This is a genomic window from Rhizobium sp. ERR 1071, assembly GCF_007828675.1.
Classification (GTDB): domain Bacteria; phylum Pseudomonadota; class Alphaproteobacteria; order Rhizobiales; family Rhizobiaceae; genus Rhizobium; species Rhizobium dioscoreae.
The window spans coordinates 226,711-241,152 of sequence record NZ_VITM01000007.1 but is presented as its reverse complement, the minus strand read 5'-3'; the positions used below and the strand labels follow the sequence as shown (position 1 = coordinate 241,152).

Below are 14,442 nucleotides of genomic sequence, written 5' to 3'. Positions count from 1 at the left end.
CGGTCAGTTGCGGGTCAGAACGGCCGGCTTGCCGTCCTTGATCTCGACGATGTTGATCTGATGGTTGCAGTTACCGGCATCGTCGCACTTGTAGTCCGCGAGCAGGCCACTGTAGGTCACCTTGCCGAAAGCTTCGCGGATCTTGTTGGGATCGGCCGCGCCGGCCTCGTTGATCGCCTTGGCGGCCAGGATCGTCGCGTCGTAATAGGTCGCTGACCAAACGTCCGGCTCCATTTTGAAGCGCTCCTCGTACTTCTTGTTGAAGGATTGCACCTTCTCGCTAGGATCAGTCGGCACGAAAAAGGATGCGCTGAGCGCGCCCTCGGACGACCGGCCGGCAAGCTTCAGGAAAGCGTCTTCGCTGAGAACCGAGCCGGCGAACTTGATCGGCAGGCCAAACTGCTTGGCCTGCCGTACAATCATTGCGGCATCGGTATCGGGAGCCCAGAGAAAGACCAGCTTGGCGCCTGCGCCGTTCAGTTTGGCAAGCAGTGCCGAAAAATCTTTTTCTCCCGGATTATAACCCTCGACGGTTGCCGGCTTTAGGCCGAGCGCATCCATCTGGGCGATGAGGCGCGCCTGGCCGGACTTGCCGAAATCGTCGTTGACATAGAGCACGCCTGTTTTTTCGCCCGCCTTCAGTTCCTTCTGGGTGTACTCGATCAGTGCGTGGGCCTGAACGTTGTCGTCGGAGCGTGTGCGGATGACGAATTTGCACCCGCTGTTAGTCACAGGGACGCCTGTCGCACCGGTGACCGAGACGACGTTGCCGTTGCAATAGGTGCTCTGCGTCGCCATCTGCGTAACCGAGTAGTGCGGGCCGATCATCAACGGAACCTTGTCCAGCTGCATCAGCTTGTTGACGGCGTTGATGGCGCCGTTGGCATTGTCGCCCTGGTCGTCTTCGAAGACGACTTCCAACGGCTTGCCGAGAACGCCGCCGGATGCATTGATGTCTGCGACTGCAAGCTCTACGCCGTGCTTGAAGTTCTGGCCGACGAGCGCCTTGTTGCCCGTCATGGGGAGCGAGACACCGATAAGGGGATCCGCATGCGCAGCCGACATGGTAATGGCGCCCAGAATGGCTGTTGCCGAAATTGCCTTGGTAATTCTCAGGAACCTGGTCACGTGATTTTCCTCCCTATTTGTCGCGGACCGTTTCGAGGGGAGCATGCTGGATGACACCGCGAGGGTGGTCCTCTCCGGAATGCTCGGGAATATCGACTTTCTCGCCGAGATAGGCCTCCACCACGCGCGGCGAATTCATGACCGTCGCCGGATCCCCTTCGGCAATCAGCTCGCTGAGGTTCAGGACGACGACCCGGTCGCACATGCTCATGACGAGTTTGATACGGTGCTCGATGACAAGGATCGTCATGCCCTGACGGCTGAGCGCCTTGAGGATTTCCGCGAGTTCGAGGATCAGGCCGCCGCGCAGGCCGGCGGCCGGCTCGTCGAGAAGCAACAACTTGGGCTTGTTGACCACGGCGCGTGCCATTTCCACAAGGCGGCTTTGGCCAAACGACAGGTCGTTGGCATTGCGGTTGGCAAGATGTGCGACGCCCATCTGCTCGAGCGCCTGAAGTGCGGCCTCGCGTGCCTTTTTTTCACCCGGCCAAACCTTCGGCCGGTAGGCAACCATAACGTTCTCGATGACGGTCAAGGAATCCCAGAGGCGCACGTTCTGGAAGATGCGGGCCACGCCATGCCGGTGGATCTCCCAGGGGCGCAGGTTCTCGATATGGTGCCCGTCAAATATGATCGAGCCATCGACCCCGGTCGTACCGGAGCACGCATTGACCATGGTCGACTTGCCGGACCCGTTCGGGCCGATAACGCCAATGATCTCGCCGGTATTGACCGAAAAGCTGACGTCGGTCATGGCCGAGATGCCGCCGAAACGCTTGTTGACTCTATCCAGGGTCATCAGCGGCGTACCCGCTGCGCCTACGGTATCGGAACCCGTCTGCGCAGAGCGCTCGGCAGCCGCTGCAAGGCTGAGCGGGCCTGCCGGCTCCGTGCCGGTCTCAACCGGACGCCCGCTCCAGAATGTTCCAGCCAACCAGTCACCGAAGACGCTGAGACCGCGCGGCCAGGCCAGAAGGATCAGCACCACGCCAAGCCCGAAAGCGGCCATATAATAGGTCTGCAGATCGCGCAGCGCTTCGGGCAGGACCGTGACGACGAAGGCGCCGAGTATGGTGCCAGGGATTGAGCCGAGACCGCCGAGTACGACCATCAACAGCATGCGGATGCTTTCGGCGATGGTAAAATTCGTCGGGGCGATGAAGCCGACAAGCATAACATAGAGGCCGCCTGCCAATCCGGCGAAGGCGCTGCAAACGACAAAGGCGATGGTCTTCGTATGAGCAGAATTGACACCCATGGCTTCCGCGCCGAGTTCATCGTCACGCACGGCGCGGATGTCGCGGCCGATTCGGCTGCGATGCAGCCAGATGGCCAGTGCGTAGACCGCAAGCATGACAGCCACCAGCGGCAGGTAGAATTGCGCATCGACATTGCTGCCAAGGAAGGGGATCTGTACCTGCGGGATGCGCAGACCGAGAGGCCCGCCCGTCAACCACTCCTCGTTGAGAACGACGAGACGGAAAATCTCATTGAGCGCGAGCGTGGTGATGGCGAGATAATGCCCCTTGATCCGGGTCGACAGACGGCCGAGACCGACGCCGACCAGCCCAGCGGAAAAAACGGCAGTTGGTAGCGCGAGCCACCAGGGCAAGGCTGCCTTCAGCATCAGGAGCGCCGTTGCGTAGGAGCCAAAACCGAACAGGGCGGCTTGCCCGAGCACGATCTGGCCGCCGACACCGGTGGCGATCGAAAGGCCGAGCGCTGCGATCGCGAAGATCCAGGCCGAGTTCAGGACACGGACGTAGTACTGGTTGAGGCCGAGCGCGATCGGGGCGATCAGAAGGGCGGCAACGCAAATCCAGGTGAGAAGACGTAACGGCTTCATGTGACAGGTCCTTCCCGGATTATGCGCGGTCTGCGTCGCGCTCGGGCAAAAGCCCTTGCGGTCGAAGCAGCAGGAAGATGAGAAGGACGCTGAAGGCGATCGCATCCTTGTAAGATGACGAGATCTCGAAGGCGCCGACGTTTTCGACGACGCCGAGCAGGACGCCACCCACGATGGCACCAGGCACGCTGCCAAAGCCGCCAATGATCATCGCCACGAAGCCCTTGAGGCCGACCAGCGTACCCATTTCCGTAGTGACGTAGAACAGCGGCGCGAGCAGTATGCCGGCCAGTGCTGCCAGCACCGAGGAGAAGGCGAACGCGCCGGCGAGAACGCGGCCGACCGGAATCCCCATCAGAGCCGCCGTTTCGCGGTCAAGGGCCGTGGCGCGCATGACCTTCCCGATCATCGAATAGCGCAGGACCAGATACTGGGCGACCATGATGACGAGTACGGTGCAGATGACGACGAGCTGCTGGACCGGCATGTAAAGGCCAGCAAATTCGAGGACGCCATCGCCGAAGGGGCTTTCATAGAGGATCGGCTGCGGACCGTAGATGATGCGTGCCAGCTCGCGAAGAAAAATGCCGAACCCAACGGTGGCGATGATCGCGACCAGAGATTTCTGCTTCTGCAATCTTGCAAAGACCAGCATCGAGAACAGCGCGCCGAGCACCGCCATGAAGGCACAGGTAAGGATTGCTGCAAGCCAGAAGGGGAAGCCCATGCTCATGGTGAAGCTTGCCACGAACACGTAGGCGGCAAACGTCAGGAATTCGCCGGCGGCGAAATTTACGATCGCCATGGTGTTCCACACATAGGCGTAGCCAAGGGCGATGAGCGCATAAATGCAGCCCATGGCGAGACCGCTGACAATGACCTGTCCGAGCATAGTTCCTCCAACGACAACAGGCGCCTGAGCGCCCGGAAGAACGAGGCTCGTCCTTCCGCTCTCCCATTTGAGGGGACCTCCATCCCCACGCCATCATCAAAAACTAGTGTGAAAGTTCACAAAAATGTTCTGACATGTTAGGCTGACGTGGTAACTACCAAGTTCGCCGGACGAATGCAAGGCCTCTTTCGGGTGGTGAGGCGGAAGACCTCCGCAGATCCGACAATCAAACAGACAGGAAAGTCAGTGGATGGAAAATTTGAGTGTGGAAACGAAGGAAGCGCAGCCGATGACGGGAAGAATGCAAGCATATGAGAGCTTTCGTCAGCAAATACTGGAAGCGCGCCTGAGGCCGGGGCAGTTCGTATCGCAACGCCACCTTATGGAAATCCTCCACCTTCCTCTTGGCGCCGTTCGCGAGGTAATCCCTCGTCTAGAAGCCGCCAGACTGCTGGTGACAGTCCCGAAGCGAGGTCTGCAAATTGCCCAAGTCGACTTCAAGCTCATCCGGAACGCATTCCAGATACGTCAGATGATCGAGAAGGAGGCGGTGACAAATTTCGTCGACGTCGTGACCGACGACGAATTGGAGCGACTGGAGACCAGCCACCGAGATATCCTGGCGCGGGCATTGGCGCCGACACCAGACAAATTGCTCGACCGCGATACCCAACAGGTGGATTGGGGCATGCACGACCGAATGGTCGACTGCCTCGGCAATGAAATCCTGTCCGAGATCTACCGGGTAAACAGCCTCCATGTCCGGCTGATCAAGATCGACGCGGAGCTTGTGCGGCCCATGCGCATCGTCCCCGCCATGGAAGAACATCTGGCCTTCATCGCCGCGCTAAAGACACGCGACAAGAATGCCGCCGCATCGCTGATCGGGCAGCACGTCGAGAATTCTCGCAAGCGCGTCCTCGAAGGCCTTCTCTAAACACTCAGAGGGTAGCGCCGCCTTAACGGATCTTCGTCTCAGCAAGCACTCGCCGCCAATTCACAGCAATTCGACGATGCGATTTCACGCCAGGTGTGGACGGACCGGGTGGGGAGTTGGCAGTGGTCTGCGGCAGTGAGATGGACCGTCCACGTTCCACGCTATCTTTTCTTAATGGGTCGACGGGCGGCCTCAGATACGGCCTCAAGCTCACGATACGCTATCGCACACACACCGCGCGACATCTGCAAGAACAGCTTCCTGGGATTTAATCGATCCAGGGGCATGGCCAAGATAGGCCGCAACGATGACAGGTGGGCGATGCGGCGGCCAGATGACGCCGACATCATTGGTCGATATGCCTTCCCAGGTGCCTGGCTTGTTGGCAATCCGCCAATCCGTGGGAACGCCTTTGCGCAGTCTTTGTGTCGCGGCATCCTGTCCGCCCACCAGCCAGTCAGTCAGAAGACCACGCGACCGCGGGGAAAGCACGTCACCCAGGATAAGCCGCTTCATCGTCCCGGCCATTGCGCGGGGAGACGTCGTATCATGCAGCTCACCGGGCTTCACGATATTGAGCTTCGGTTCGACATTGTCCACCCGCGTCACACTATCGCCTATCGAGCGAAGATAGGCCGTCAGAGCCGCCGGACCACCAAAACTGGCCAGCAGCAGGTTTGCCGCGGTGCTGTCGCTGTAAATCGCCGCAGCCTTGCAGAGCTCACCGATTGTCATGCCTTCGGGGCCGAGGTGAGGTTTGGTCGCCTTATAGGGAAGGACAAGGTCCTGTTTTGAAAAAACCACCTTTCGATCAAGATGTTCTTTCCCTTGGTCGACCCGTGCAAGAACGAAGGCGACGGCCAGCGCTTTGAACGTGCTGCAGAGCGCAAACCGTTCATCCAGACGATGACCAACTACCCGGTCCGTCGCCGTGTCGAGAACGGCAACACCCAATTTTCCTCCGCTCTTCGTTTCAATGGCGCGAATATTTTCCTCGATCGCGCGATCTGTCTCGGCAGCGAATGACTCGGCTGCGGAGAAAAGCGGAGGTGAAAATAGCGCCATAAACAATGCGGCTCTTCGAGTGAACCTGACGGTCATGCGAAATATCTCTCATGAAAGATGGTGGATGGATCTGGCTTTGTGCTCCGGGCATTTGTGCTTCGGGCAAGAGGTAGGAGACAGGAGGGTTCAGACGCAAGCGCAACTTCTCATCATTCCGATTCGTGTTTTCGAAAGTCTAATTTTGACTGCCGCGTGCGACCTACCGCGGATGAAATTTCCCTAATTATGCCATAGGATTAGCCTGAATTCTGGCTCATTGATCGCGAGAAGCCTGAGCAGGAACGAGCACGAGGTTTATGAATATCGACGTCATCCGTGACTTTCTGAGTTTTGCAGAGAGCCTTAGTTTCACTCGGGCTGCAGTGGACCGCGGAACCACGCAATCCAACCTCAGCAAACGACTTCGGCAGTTGGAGCTTTGGCTGGAATCCGACTTGATTGATCGGCGAAGCAGGCCGGTCGCACTGACACAGGCCGGGAAGGACTTCGTGCCAGTCGCCCGCAGTATCCTGGTGGAACTATCCGCTTTCCGCTCGAACCATCGGCCTTGGCATGCCGCGGACGGCGCAATAACGATTGCGATGCCGCACAGCGCAACCATCAGCGTTTTCCCGTCATTCAAACATCAGCTCGCAAAGAAGGCGCTCTCCGCAAGCTTTTCCGTTCGAATAGCGAACCACGACAGGGTCGGATCCATGCTTGCGAATTCCGAATGCGATCTGGCGCTGGCCACGAGCCATCCGAAAGTACCCCAATCGCCGGAGTTTTCGGCATTGCGATCAATCGAGATCGCAAAGGAGAGGTTGGTTATCGTGTCGTCCGCCGAATGGGACGATCGCAAGCCGGCGCCGCTGCATGTCTCAGATCGCCGAACCTACATCGGTCAGATCTGGCAACGGTGCCGGATTTCGCTGCCTTCGACTGTCGAGCTGGAACACGACATGGCGGCGGACATCAGGAATTACTGTCTCTCCGGTGATGGACGGGGTGTGGTGCCGCTGAGCCTGGTCGAAGCGGACATAAACTCCGGCAGGCTACGGAATGTCGGGTCTGGTCAAAGCTTGGCATACACGTTCCTGCTTTACTGCGCGCCGAAAGCCAGCATGCAAGCGAAGAGGATATGGTCTTCCGCAGCGTCGATCTTCGGCACGACCTAACCTCAGTCCTTACCCTGTCTTTCTGCTGTCCCAAAGCGGATGTAGAGCGAAGCTTTCGGGGGTGCGCACCGTGCACAGTCGCTGGCCAGCTGTCCTCAATCGGACGAGGTGGTTACTGCCAGTAGCTGTTGAGCGCTGAAAGGAAATAAGGCTCGACGTCGAGAAACGCCGTCGTGCGTTGCACCGGTCTTGACGGCCAGTTGGCAGCCCTGTTCAATTTGGCAATGTTCAAAGCCGCAAATGCTGTGCAGATCAGAGTTTCCATCGACGAGATCCAGCCTGACGTCTGGCGCCGTCTGGTTCTGCCGGTTCATTGGAACCTGGAACAGCTGCATCTCGGAATTCAGGCAGCCTTCAACTGGTGGAACTATCATCTGTATGAGTTCCGGATCGGCGGTCTCAGGCATGGAGATGTTGAGATCCTTGAGGAGGACGCGACCGACGACGATCCTCGGGTCTTCGATCAGAGAGAGGTTCGCCTGCTCGACTTCGAGCAAGGCGCTGTCTTCAGCTATCACTATGATTTCGGGGACGGCTGGCGGCATACTGTTTCAGTAGAGGACTTCTTGACACTCGCCACAACCCCAAAACACGGAAGCTGCGTCGCCGGCGAAAGGGCGCGGCCGCCAGAAGACGTCGGTGGCGTATCAGGATACGAGCGGTTTCTGGAAATTATTGCCGACCCAGAGGACCCCGAATATGCCGACACCATTCGATGGTGCGGTGGCTACTTCGATCCCGAATGGTTCGACCTTTCGACCGCGGACAAAGATCTCCGCAACGCTCTACGCTCGAATGTCAAGCGGCGTCTGTACCAGCCGAAGCCGAAGGTCGCCTCGAGGAAATGAGTTTAGACAGGATTTCTGGTTAGATGCTCTTGATGAAATTCGAACCTCCGACCCTTACGATCCTAGCAAATGGGCTGAGGCGATCCCAGGAATTCCCCGAAAAAGACATCAGCTCGCGAATACCCACGCGGCCGATATTATTCGCGCCACGGATCGACGAGGATCACGCCGGTACCATCGAAATCTTGAACATTCCGTGTGACCACCGTTAAACCGTGAACCAGCGCGGTCACCGCTATCAAGGCATCGGCTTCGTTACGGCGATCTGGAATATGTAAGTGGGCACAACGCGTTGCTATCGCGTCATCGATTGACAGAACTCGCTCCGCGAACTCAGGGCGGACACGGCTGTCCATCCATGCCCGCAGGCGAGAACCTTGGGAAGCATCTCGACGTTGGATGCTCAATATCCCGCGCTCAAGTTCCAGAATCGTAATCGCGGAAATGAATAGGTCGCTGGAATCTTGAGCACCGACCCATTTCGTCACATTTGGATCAGCTTTACCGTCTCCGACTTTACGCAGCTCGGAGACGACGTTTGTATCCAGCAGATACTTCAAGACAGATCGACTCCACGAGGTGCAATTTCGGCTCGGGGTGGATCGAAATCGATGGCTGACAACCCGGGCATTGAAAGAACATCGACAAGATTGCGGCGCTTACCGGTCAGGCGCACGAACTCACTGTAGGTCATCAACACATGGGATGGCTTCCCGCGATCTGTGATAACTACAGGCCCTTTATTGGCAGCCTTCTTTGCCCTACTCACGTCGTGGTTCAACTCCCGGCTAGATAAACTCGTGATGCTCATAACAGCCTCCATGTAGGAACATGCCTACATATAGGTTACCGCTTGCTGCCAAGCAATGCCCGCCTTGAAAGGAGTCGAACCCGTCACCCATCACTCTTGTGCAAACATCATTGATAATTAAGCGTTTTTCTACCGACGGGACGTGTTCGCTGCGACGGCTTATGCTACAGAACCAGTACCGTGAAAGCTGTACTTCCAACTGTTTTTTTGTGCCTTGGGTGAAGAAATCAGGCGTGACACCGGAAATGTGACTTCGCCAGCTGTATGATAGATAGCGCTCGTGGAGGCACCTCGATAATTCACACAATATCGAATCCGGCAGCTCTCGCCTTCTGGCGGCGGGTCGTCGAGAACAACCGCATCCTCCATCGGCCTACCCGCATTCGGAAATACGATCTTATGTGAGTTGCGCCACGTTCCGGGATTGGCAACTGATTGCGCATAAGCTTCTACGCCCGCGACGCTCGGGGGCACTATCTTCGAACGAAATCTGGAGATGGAGCTCGGTTTCCTTCGCAGGCGTTTTACCCACATTAGTGGCTTCAACGCTGAACTGGATGGCGAAGGTGCCCTGATGTTCTGCAAGCTGTATGATTGGGCGCTCCAGCTTGATCCATGGCCGTTGATCGAGGATGAAGTTCTCTCGCGCTAGCTGGTTGGCGTTAAGAGCAGCTTTCGCCGCCGCTGCGGCCGCCTTTGTCGAGGCCCACGTCAACAATAGGGTGATAATGAGACCCAAGGCGCCAATTACAGAGACGACAAGTTGGAGCCAGCCAATCGACAACTGCGTTTCGCTCGCGGCAGCAGCTCTTTCTGCAGCAATCGCCGAACGCTGTTGCGCTTCGAGATCTAAAGCGTCGTGACGTTCAGCAGCAGAACGCTGCCGCAATTCTTCTTCCAGGGACAACTTGTCCGGAACTATTCGAACGGGAACTGAGAACTCCGCCTCCTGCGATGTTTGAGCGCTGCCGAGGGCCGGGCCAGCCACCGTTACACAAGCGGCCATCACAAAGCGTAATACGGTGAAGCGAGAAAATGATGCGCGACCGTTCATTATCTTATTCGCGGTGGTTGTCCGAAATGGATCGAAGGCGCTGCAAGTCTTCGTCGTCTGCTGCTCGGGAAGGCGTCGGGCGAACATTGCCGAAATATTTCCGCTCTAAACCACCATAGGTGATGCTCTCCGGCAACTGGGTCAGCCGCACCTGAAACATTTTCGCTCCAACGACGAGCTCAATTGGATTGTTGCCGTGGTTGAAGAGTTCGATAGAAAAACAGCCCCGAAATCCCGGCTGGACCATGGTGTTCACCGCGATCCCAAGCCTGTTGTAGCTGCTTCGCGTCAGGACGTCCGCATAGCAGTCACCTGGAAGCGCGACGTATTCAAGTGTCGTCGCAAGTACAACCTGATCCGGATAGAGAATGAACCGCTCGCCAAGTTCACGGCGAGTCGGCTGGAAATAGGACGAGATCGCCCGAAACCGTTCGTCGTCCCGTGCGATGCCTATATAGGGACGCCGGGTCACGATGGAGACGAGAAAGTCGTAGCCCAGCCGGAGATCAATGGTCAAATCGCCGATCTGACTCTCATCAAGAAGAGGATCAATCCATAGTCCGGTGGGATCAGATTTGCCGAGCCGGGCGAGGACGTCTTTTTTAATCATGCCGCTCCTCGTTTCCATAAGTCGCGAATGGACGCATTTCTGATCGACTTTTCGACGAGGTCGTTCACAATGCGGGTCGCATCGAGGTGGCCTCCGCCGGTGGACCAATTCGGCCCTCCGCCCGACTTGACCTTTCCAAGATAGGACCAGCCCGCGGCAAACATGCCGTGAAGTTCCTCGTCGTTCGAGATCGCGTATGGCCGGATGTCGTCAAACGCCGCTTCCAACGGTGGCACAGTATAACGGGACTGGAGCGTAGGGAGACCGAGGCTCTTCAACGCGGCCTGATACATCTCCATTTCCTCGAATTTGTCGCCGTCCAGGAATGACTGGATCGTGCCGAGCCGTTTCTCCGTTGAAGGGTGGGTGAGACTGATTTCAGCGTTCGGGTTGATCGCGTAGAGCGTATCAATAATCACCGGTCCGACATAACAGGCTGCAAAAAGATCCGCAAAATGCTCGCGTCGATGGACGAGCAAAAGCTCGAGCACCTCGGGCGTGGCCTTTGGCTGCGGATGCGTCAAGAGGGTTGAGCCGGAAACGTTGCGCGCAAGATCAACGAAGTGTCCGAGTTCATGATAAAGTGCTGCGCAAAAGAGCGGCATGTGCTTGTAGATTCGGGGAACGCCGATGAAGATGAGCTTCTCCTCAGGCAGTTTCCCTTGATATCGGTCCATTGCAGTTGCCACAAACTCCCAAGGGTCCCCCGGCTTGAGATGAAAGTCCTTTTCATCGGTCAGTGCCGTGGTGATGATGCACTTGCCTGGCAACCATTCGTTGATCGCGTGCCGCATGCAATATTCGATCTCGTAGGGCGCCTCTTTCGTCGTCGAGCCCTGAAGATAGCGATGACACGTCCAGACCTTCTCCGTAAAAGACCGGAGGATTTCTTCATCATAGGCCGGCGACACCTCCAGCGCGTGCTTAATAACATCGATCAACGCGTTCGCGTGTTTCTCAATCGCGCGATTGAAATAGGGTGTCTTGGAGAGCTGTGTCAGGCTTTCGGCCAGTAGTGCAAGATCAGTCCGCGGATGCAATTCTCGGCTCCAAATTTCGGAGCACCTTATGAGCAACGGCTTGGCTGACATCGTCGAGCGAATTGACCCCGTCTAGAGCGTCACGCAGACCCTTGTACGCCAAGAGATCGTTGGCAAGCTGTACCGCTTGCGGCGTAACATCTGGAGAGATCGCATGTGGGTTGTCAGAAAGTAGTCTCGCTTGGTGCAATACACAGTCAAAGTGGAGCGATAAAGGATTGGGAACTGGGCTGTTACCGCGATCGATTAAAACCAACGCCAGTCGAAATAGCTCCAATCGCCTACTGTTTTCGGATGGCATGGCTGCAAGCATATCGTCCCCCAACTCGCGCCGAATCGAAGCGAGAATAACTCGGCAGAGTTGAGAGTGGAACAAGACATACTAATTTTCCGGTAATATATCCCCACTATCTTTGCACCATTCTATCCGACCGCCGCGCATCCAGAAATGGCAACGGCAACCGTCGGTGCGTCGCACGGACGGCTCGAGACTTGGCCGGCCGAGCCAGTCGGAACTGACTGACCAACGCGGACGCCGTTCCTGATTGAGCGAGAGAAGGATTGGAGCCCCGCAGCCGGACGGGCAGGTAAACGTCACCCATTTCGGCCGATCGGCTGGACCGACGATGACGGCGCGGCCCGGAAGAAGTTCATCAGGACCTGGCATATCGAGCGCCGTCGAAGCGAGAAACGCCGGACGTTCGATGATACCGAGCCAGGCAAGCACCCTGGCAAACGAGGTACGCAATATCATCCTGCTCTCCCCAGGAATGGTTGAACATCGCCGAGGCCGTGGATACGGTCGGATGTGCAGATGCGGCACGGCTCCTGTTTTGCCCCGGGCCGGAAGTCCTCAACCAGATTGAACTTGCGAACGCGGTTGGCGATGGAGCCATCTTCACCGCGAAACTGGTTCATGCGCTGGATCATTTCCTCGACAGCCATTGTTGCGACCGAGGTTGTAAAAGAAATAACAGCGGGCGACGGATCGCCCTCACCGCGGACATAGGCTTCTGTCTTGCGGCGTTCATATTCCTCCGGGTCGTTGCGACGCAGCGCCTCTTCTGCTGCGATCCGGGCGTCGACAACACGCCGGCAGACGAGGCAGCTGCTTCCCGGCTCCAGCACAGACACGCGGCCGTCGGCCTCCAAGCACGAGATCGCGAAGCGCTCGGTGACGCGAAGCGCGAGGCCAATATCGATGACCGGGATGAGGTAGTAATAGGCAAGTCGATTGAGCAGCAGGCGGCCGTCGTGATCGTCGGTACAGCCAAAGATCAGATCCATTGACTTTAGCGCGTCGCGGCATTCGGCCGAACCGATCCAGCTGTCATACGTCCGCACCTGCGTTCCAAGGCCCATTTTCTCGATCTCACGCTTTGCGACCTCGACCTTTTTGACCTTGCGTTCCGCGTCGTCCCAAGTGGCGCCATAAAGGCGATTGAGATTGGAGTGCTCGACGTGATCAGGGTCGAAGATGCCAATGTGCCCGGCGCCCATTCGCGGCAGTTGCTGCAGAAGAGGGCTTCCCGTGCCACCGGCTCCCACCACGCCGATCCGCATATGGCTCATCAGACGGTTGAAGCCGGCTCCCAACGCCAGTTCCTGTCGCGCAAGCGCAGGTGAGGCAAGGGTGGGCTTTGCGGCAAGGAATGTCGTATGCCAATTGCCGCCGATCGTGCGAGCGTAGCCGAGATCGACGACGATATCCGGAGACGTCCATACGCGGCCGGCGACGAGCTTGTCGTTGGCAAAAAGCAAGCTCGGGAGCACTGCTGTCTCGCCATTTCGATTTTGCGCGAGGCGGGCAAGCTCCGCCTCGTTGCGATCATCCTGAGAAGAGAAATGATCGGGACCGCGCGGATGGGAATGGGCGATGCCCACATGGAGGCCTTCGCGGTCGGCGCGGGCCAGAAGCTCCACGAAACGTTTGGTGCTCCACGAGATGTGCTGGTGGTCCGCAGACTTGATCTCGTCGCCTGCTACCCTAAGCACGTCCTTGACCATCAGGCGAAGGCGCGGCTGCCCATCGAACGGGTCTTGCTCGATGCGGGAAAGTCCGAAGAGGACGTAGGCTGCATGCTCTGTGTCGTCAAAGCAGCAGAGCTCGGCGCGAAGCACGCCGAGATGCAGTTCGTTGATTGCGAGGTCGGCTCTCATGCTGCGATCTCCAACGCGCGTTCGATACGGCGTACCATCGTCCAGATGCCGTCGACGCCAGGGCGCCATGCATTGTTGTGGCGCGACCAGCGCTGCCAGGTCTTGCCGGCGTACGCATGCGGCTGATCGGCGGCCGTCGGATAGCGTTGGCTGGCCGCCAGGCGGATCCAGGGCATCAGATAGAACATGTCGGGGGCACAGTCGGGATAGGCGGGCGGCAGCAGGATGAGAATGTCTGCTGCACCGACATCGAAGCGCGCCGGCGGCAGGCTCCAGCCCTTAAGGACCACGGCCCTTGTCGCGCCTTCAGCCACCTCTTCGTATTCGATGCCCTGTTCGCGAAGGTAATCGCGGTCCTCGGGCGGGAGCACTGCTGCTCCCGCGCCTTCGGTGGTGGTGTCGATACCGGTGAAGAAACGCTCGGTGCCGTCACCCTGAAGATCGACCTTCTCCTTATTGGCGATCAACTTGTCGTCGCCAACGCGCTGGGAAAGCCAGACGCCGTAGGAGTTGGGGTCAACGCCGGCAAGCCGCTTCAGCTGCAGTCCGGTGATGAAGGGAAGACCCCATTCGAACTTCCGGCCATCGAGCACGAAGCGGAAGGAACGATCGCTCTTGAAGGTGATGAACTGCTTGCGGCCTTCACGATGCAGATCGACGCTCTCGTCCGGACGGATCTCCTCGAGCTGACCGTCTTCGAGTTCCTGGAACAGGAGGTATTCGTCGGTCGGGAAGAGTTTTGCCTTCTGAAGAATCTGAGCGCCGATGACGATCGGATCGTCAAAGGTGAAGGGATTGCCGTCGATCTTGATGTCGAAGGTGTGACGGCGCTGTTCGATATTGTCAGTCATGCTTGGATTACTCCGGTTGCCGACAGGGCGCCATCCGCCCCGT

15 protein-coding genes are annotated in these 14,442 nt (G+C 57.8%); 3 read left to right on the top strand and 12 right to left on the bottom strand.

What is annotated here, in order from left to right:
* Window positions 1–3 precede the first annotated feature (3 nt).
* From FBZ99_RS23740 to FBZ99_RS23730, 3 genes are read right to left on the bottom strand one after another with little or no spacing between them, the layout of a single operon-like run.
* Window positions 4–1,128, bottom strand: coding sequence for an ABC transporter substrate-binding protein (locus FBZ99_RS23740; protein ID WP_186450338.1), 1,125 nt, complete (start codon window positions 1,126–1,128; stop codon window positions 4–6).
* A 13-nt stretch (window positions 1,129–1,141) separates the two neighbouring features.
* A complete protein-coding gene (locus FBZ99_RS23735) occupies window positions 1,142–2,974 on the bottom strand; it encodes a branched-chain amino acid ABC transporter ATP-binding protein/permease (RefSeq protein ID WP_186450337.1) in 1,833 nt (610 codons plus the stop codon).
* 19 nt (window positions 2,975–2,993) lie between these two features.
* Window positions 2,994–3,866 (bottom strand): branched-chain amino acid ABC transporter permease, encoded by an 873-nt coding sequence (locus tag FBZ99_RS23730; protein ID WP_145635210.1) that lies wholly within the window; start codon window positions 3,864–3,866, stop codon window positions 2,994–2,996.
* A 250-nt stretch (window positions 3,867–4,116) separates the two neighbouring features.
* Here FBZ99_RS23730 and FBZ99_RS33620 point away from each other — a divergent pair, with 250 nt between their 5' ends.
* The gene (locus tag FBZ99_RS33620) at window positions 4,117–4,803 is read left to right on the top strand and encodes a GntR family transcriptional regulator (RefSeq protein WP_145635208.1); all 687 of its coding nucleotides are present in this window, start codon (window positions 4,117–4,119) and stop codon (window positions 4,801–4,803) included.
* A gap of 210 nt (window positions 4,804–5,013) precedes the next feature.
* Here FBZ99_RS33620 and bla read toward each other — a convergent pair whose 3' ends face one another.
* Entirely contained in the window at window positions 5,014–5,868 is an 855-nt protein-coding gene (bla, locus tag FBZ99_RS23720) for a class A beta-lactamase (RefSeq protein ID WP_281408409.1), read from the bottom strand.
* A gap of 296 nt (window positions 5,869–6,164) precedes the next feature.
* Here bla and FBZ99_RS23715 point away from each other — a divergent pair, with 296 nt between their 5' ends.
* Both FBZ99_RS23715 and FBZ99_RS23710 read left to right on the top strand, forming a co-directional pair.
* Window positions 6,165–7,025, top strand: a complete 861-nt coding sequence (locus FBZ99_RS23715; RefSeq protein ID WP_145635204.1) for a LysR family transcriptional regulator — start codon at window positions 6,165–6,167, stop codon at window positions 7,023–7,025.
* A 224-nt stretch (window positions 7,026–7,249) separates the two neighbouring features.
* A complete protein-coding gene (locus FBZ99_RS23710; protein ID WP_145635282.1) occupies window positions 7,250–7,873 on the top strand; it encodes a plasmid pRiA4b ORF-3 family protein in 624 nt (207 codons plus the stop codon).
* Between the two features lie 137 nt (window positions 7,874–8,010).
* Here FBZ99_RS23710 and FBZ99_RS23705 read toward each other — a convergent pair whose 3' ends face one another.
* From FBZ99_RS23705 to FBZ99_RS23670, 8 genes are all read right to left on the bottom strand, one after another.
* The gene (locus FBZ99_RS23705; protein ID WP_145635202.1) at window positions 8,011–8,433 is read right to left on the bottom strand and encodes a type II toxin-antitoxin system VapC family toxin; all 423 of its coding nucleotides are present in this window, start codon (window positions 8,431–8,433) and stop codon (window positions 8,011–8,013) included.
* Window positions 8,430–8,684: a type II toxin-antitoxin system Phd/YefM family antitoxin gene (locus FBZ99_RS23700; protein ID WP_112508848.1), complete on the bottom strand. Its 255-nt coding sequence runs from the start codon at window positions 8,682–8,684 to the stop codon at window positions 8,430–8,432. Before FBZ99_RS23700 ends, FBZ99_RS23705 begins: the two co-directional genes overlap by 4 nt.
* 397 nt (window positions 8,685–9,081) lie before the next feature.
* The gene (locus tag FBZ99_RS23695) at window positions 9,082–9,738 is read right to left on the bottom strand and encodes a hypothetical protein (RefSeq protein WP_145635199.1); all 657 of its coding nucleotides are present in this window, start codon (window positions 9,736–9,738) and stop codon (window positions 9,082–9,084) included.
* Window positions 9,739–9,742: 4 nt separating this feature from the next.
* Window positions 9,743–10,348 (bottom strand): dCTP deaminase, encoded by a 606-nt coding sequence (gene dcd, locus FBZ99_RS23690; RefSeq protein WP_145635197.1) that lies wholly within the window; start codon window positions 10,346–10,348, stop codon window positions 9,743–9,745.
* The gene (locus FBZ99_RS23685; RefSeq protein ID WP_145635195.1) at window positions 10,345–11,388 is read right to left on the bottom strand and encodes a hypothetical protein; all 1,044 of its coding nucleotides are present in this window, start codon (window positions 11,386–11,388) and stop codon (window positions 10,345–10,347) included. The genes dcd and FBZ99_RS23685 overlap by 4 nt, the downstream gene beginning before the upstream one ends.
* A 382-nt stretch (window positions 11,389–11,770) precedes the next feature.
* Window positions 11,771–12,142, bottom strand: a complete 372-nt coding sequence (locus FBZ99_RS23680; protein WP_246661183.1) for a DUF6527 family protein — start codon at window positions 12,140–12,142, stop codon at window positions 11,771–11,773.
* On the bottom strand, window positions 12,139–13,548 hold the full coding sequence (locus FBZ99_RS23675; RefSeq protein ID WP_186450336.1) for a ThiF family adenylyltransferase: 1,410 nt from the start codon (window positions 13,546–13,548) through the stop codon (window positions 12,139–12,141). Before FBZ99_RS23675 ends, FBZ99_RS23680 begins: the two co-directional genes overlap by 4 nt.
* Window positions 13,545–14,399 carry a multiubiquitin domain-containing protein gene (locus tag FBZ99_RS23670; RefSeq protein WP_145635192.1) on the bottom strand — a complete coding sequence of 285 codons (855 nt, stop codon included), beginning with the start codon at window positions 14,397–14,399 and terminating at the stop codon, window positions 13,545–13,547. Before FBZ99_RS23670 ends, FBZ99_RS23675 begins: the two co-directional genes overlap by 4 nt.
* Window positions 14,400–14,442 lie beyond the last annotated feature (43 nt).

Coding starts and splice junctions, on each gene's coding strand:
- FBZ99_RS23735 (WP_186450337.1), bottom strand. CDS start 2,974: ATGAAGCCGTTACGTCTTCTCACCTGGATTTGCGTTGCCGCCCTTCTG.
- FBZ99_RS23730 (WP_145635210.1), bottom strand. CDS start 3,866: ATGCTCGGACAGGTCATTGTCAGCGGTCTCGCCATGGGCTGCATTTAT.
- FBZ99_RS33620 (WP_145635208.1), top strand. CDS start 4,117: ATGGAAAATTTGAGTGTGGAAACGAAGGAAGCGCAGCCGATGACGGGA.
- bla (WP_281408409.1), bottom strand. CDS start 5,868: ATGGCGCTATTTTCACCTCCGCTTTTCTCCGCAGCCGAGTCATTCGCT.
- FBZ99_RS23715 (WP_145635204.1), top strand. CDS start 6,165: ATGAATATCGACGTCATCCGTGACTTTCTGAGTTTTGCAGAGAGCCTT.
- FBZ99_RS23710 (WP_145635282.1), top strand. CDS start 7,250: ATGTTCAAAGCCGCAAATGCTGTGCAGATCAGAGTTTCCATCGACGAG.
- FBZ99_RS23700 (WP_112508848.1), bottom strand. CDS start 8,684: ATGAGCATCACGAGTTTATCTAGCCGGGAGTTGAACCACGACGTGAGT.
- FBZ99_RS23695 (WP_145635199.1), bottom strand. CDS start 9,738: ATGAACGGTCGCGCATCATTTTCTCGCTTCACCGTATTACGCTTTGTG.
- dcd (WP_145635197.1), bottom strand. CDS start 10,348: ATGATTAAAAAAGACGTCCTCGCCCGGCTCGGCAAATCTGATCCCACC.
- FBZ99_RS23680 (WP_246661183.1), bottom strand. CDS start 12,142: ATGATATTGCGTACCTCGTTTGCCAGGGTGCTTGCCTGGCTCGGTATC.
- FBZ99_RS23675 (WP_186450336.1), bottom strand. CDS start 13,548: ATGAGAGCCGACCTCGCAATCAACGAACTGCATCTCGGCGTGCTTCGC.
- FBZ99_RS23670 (WP_145635192.1), bottom strand. CDS start 14,399: ATGACTGACAATATCGAACAGCGCCGTCACACCTTCGACATCAAGATC.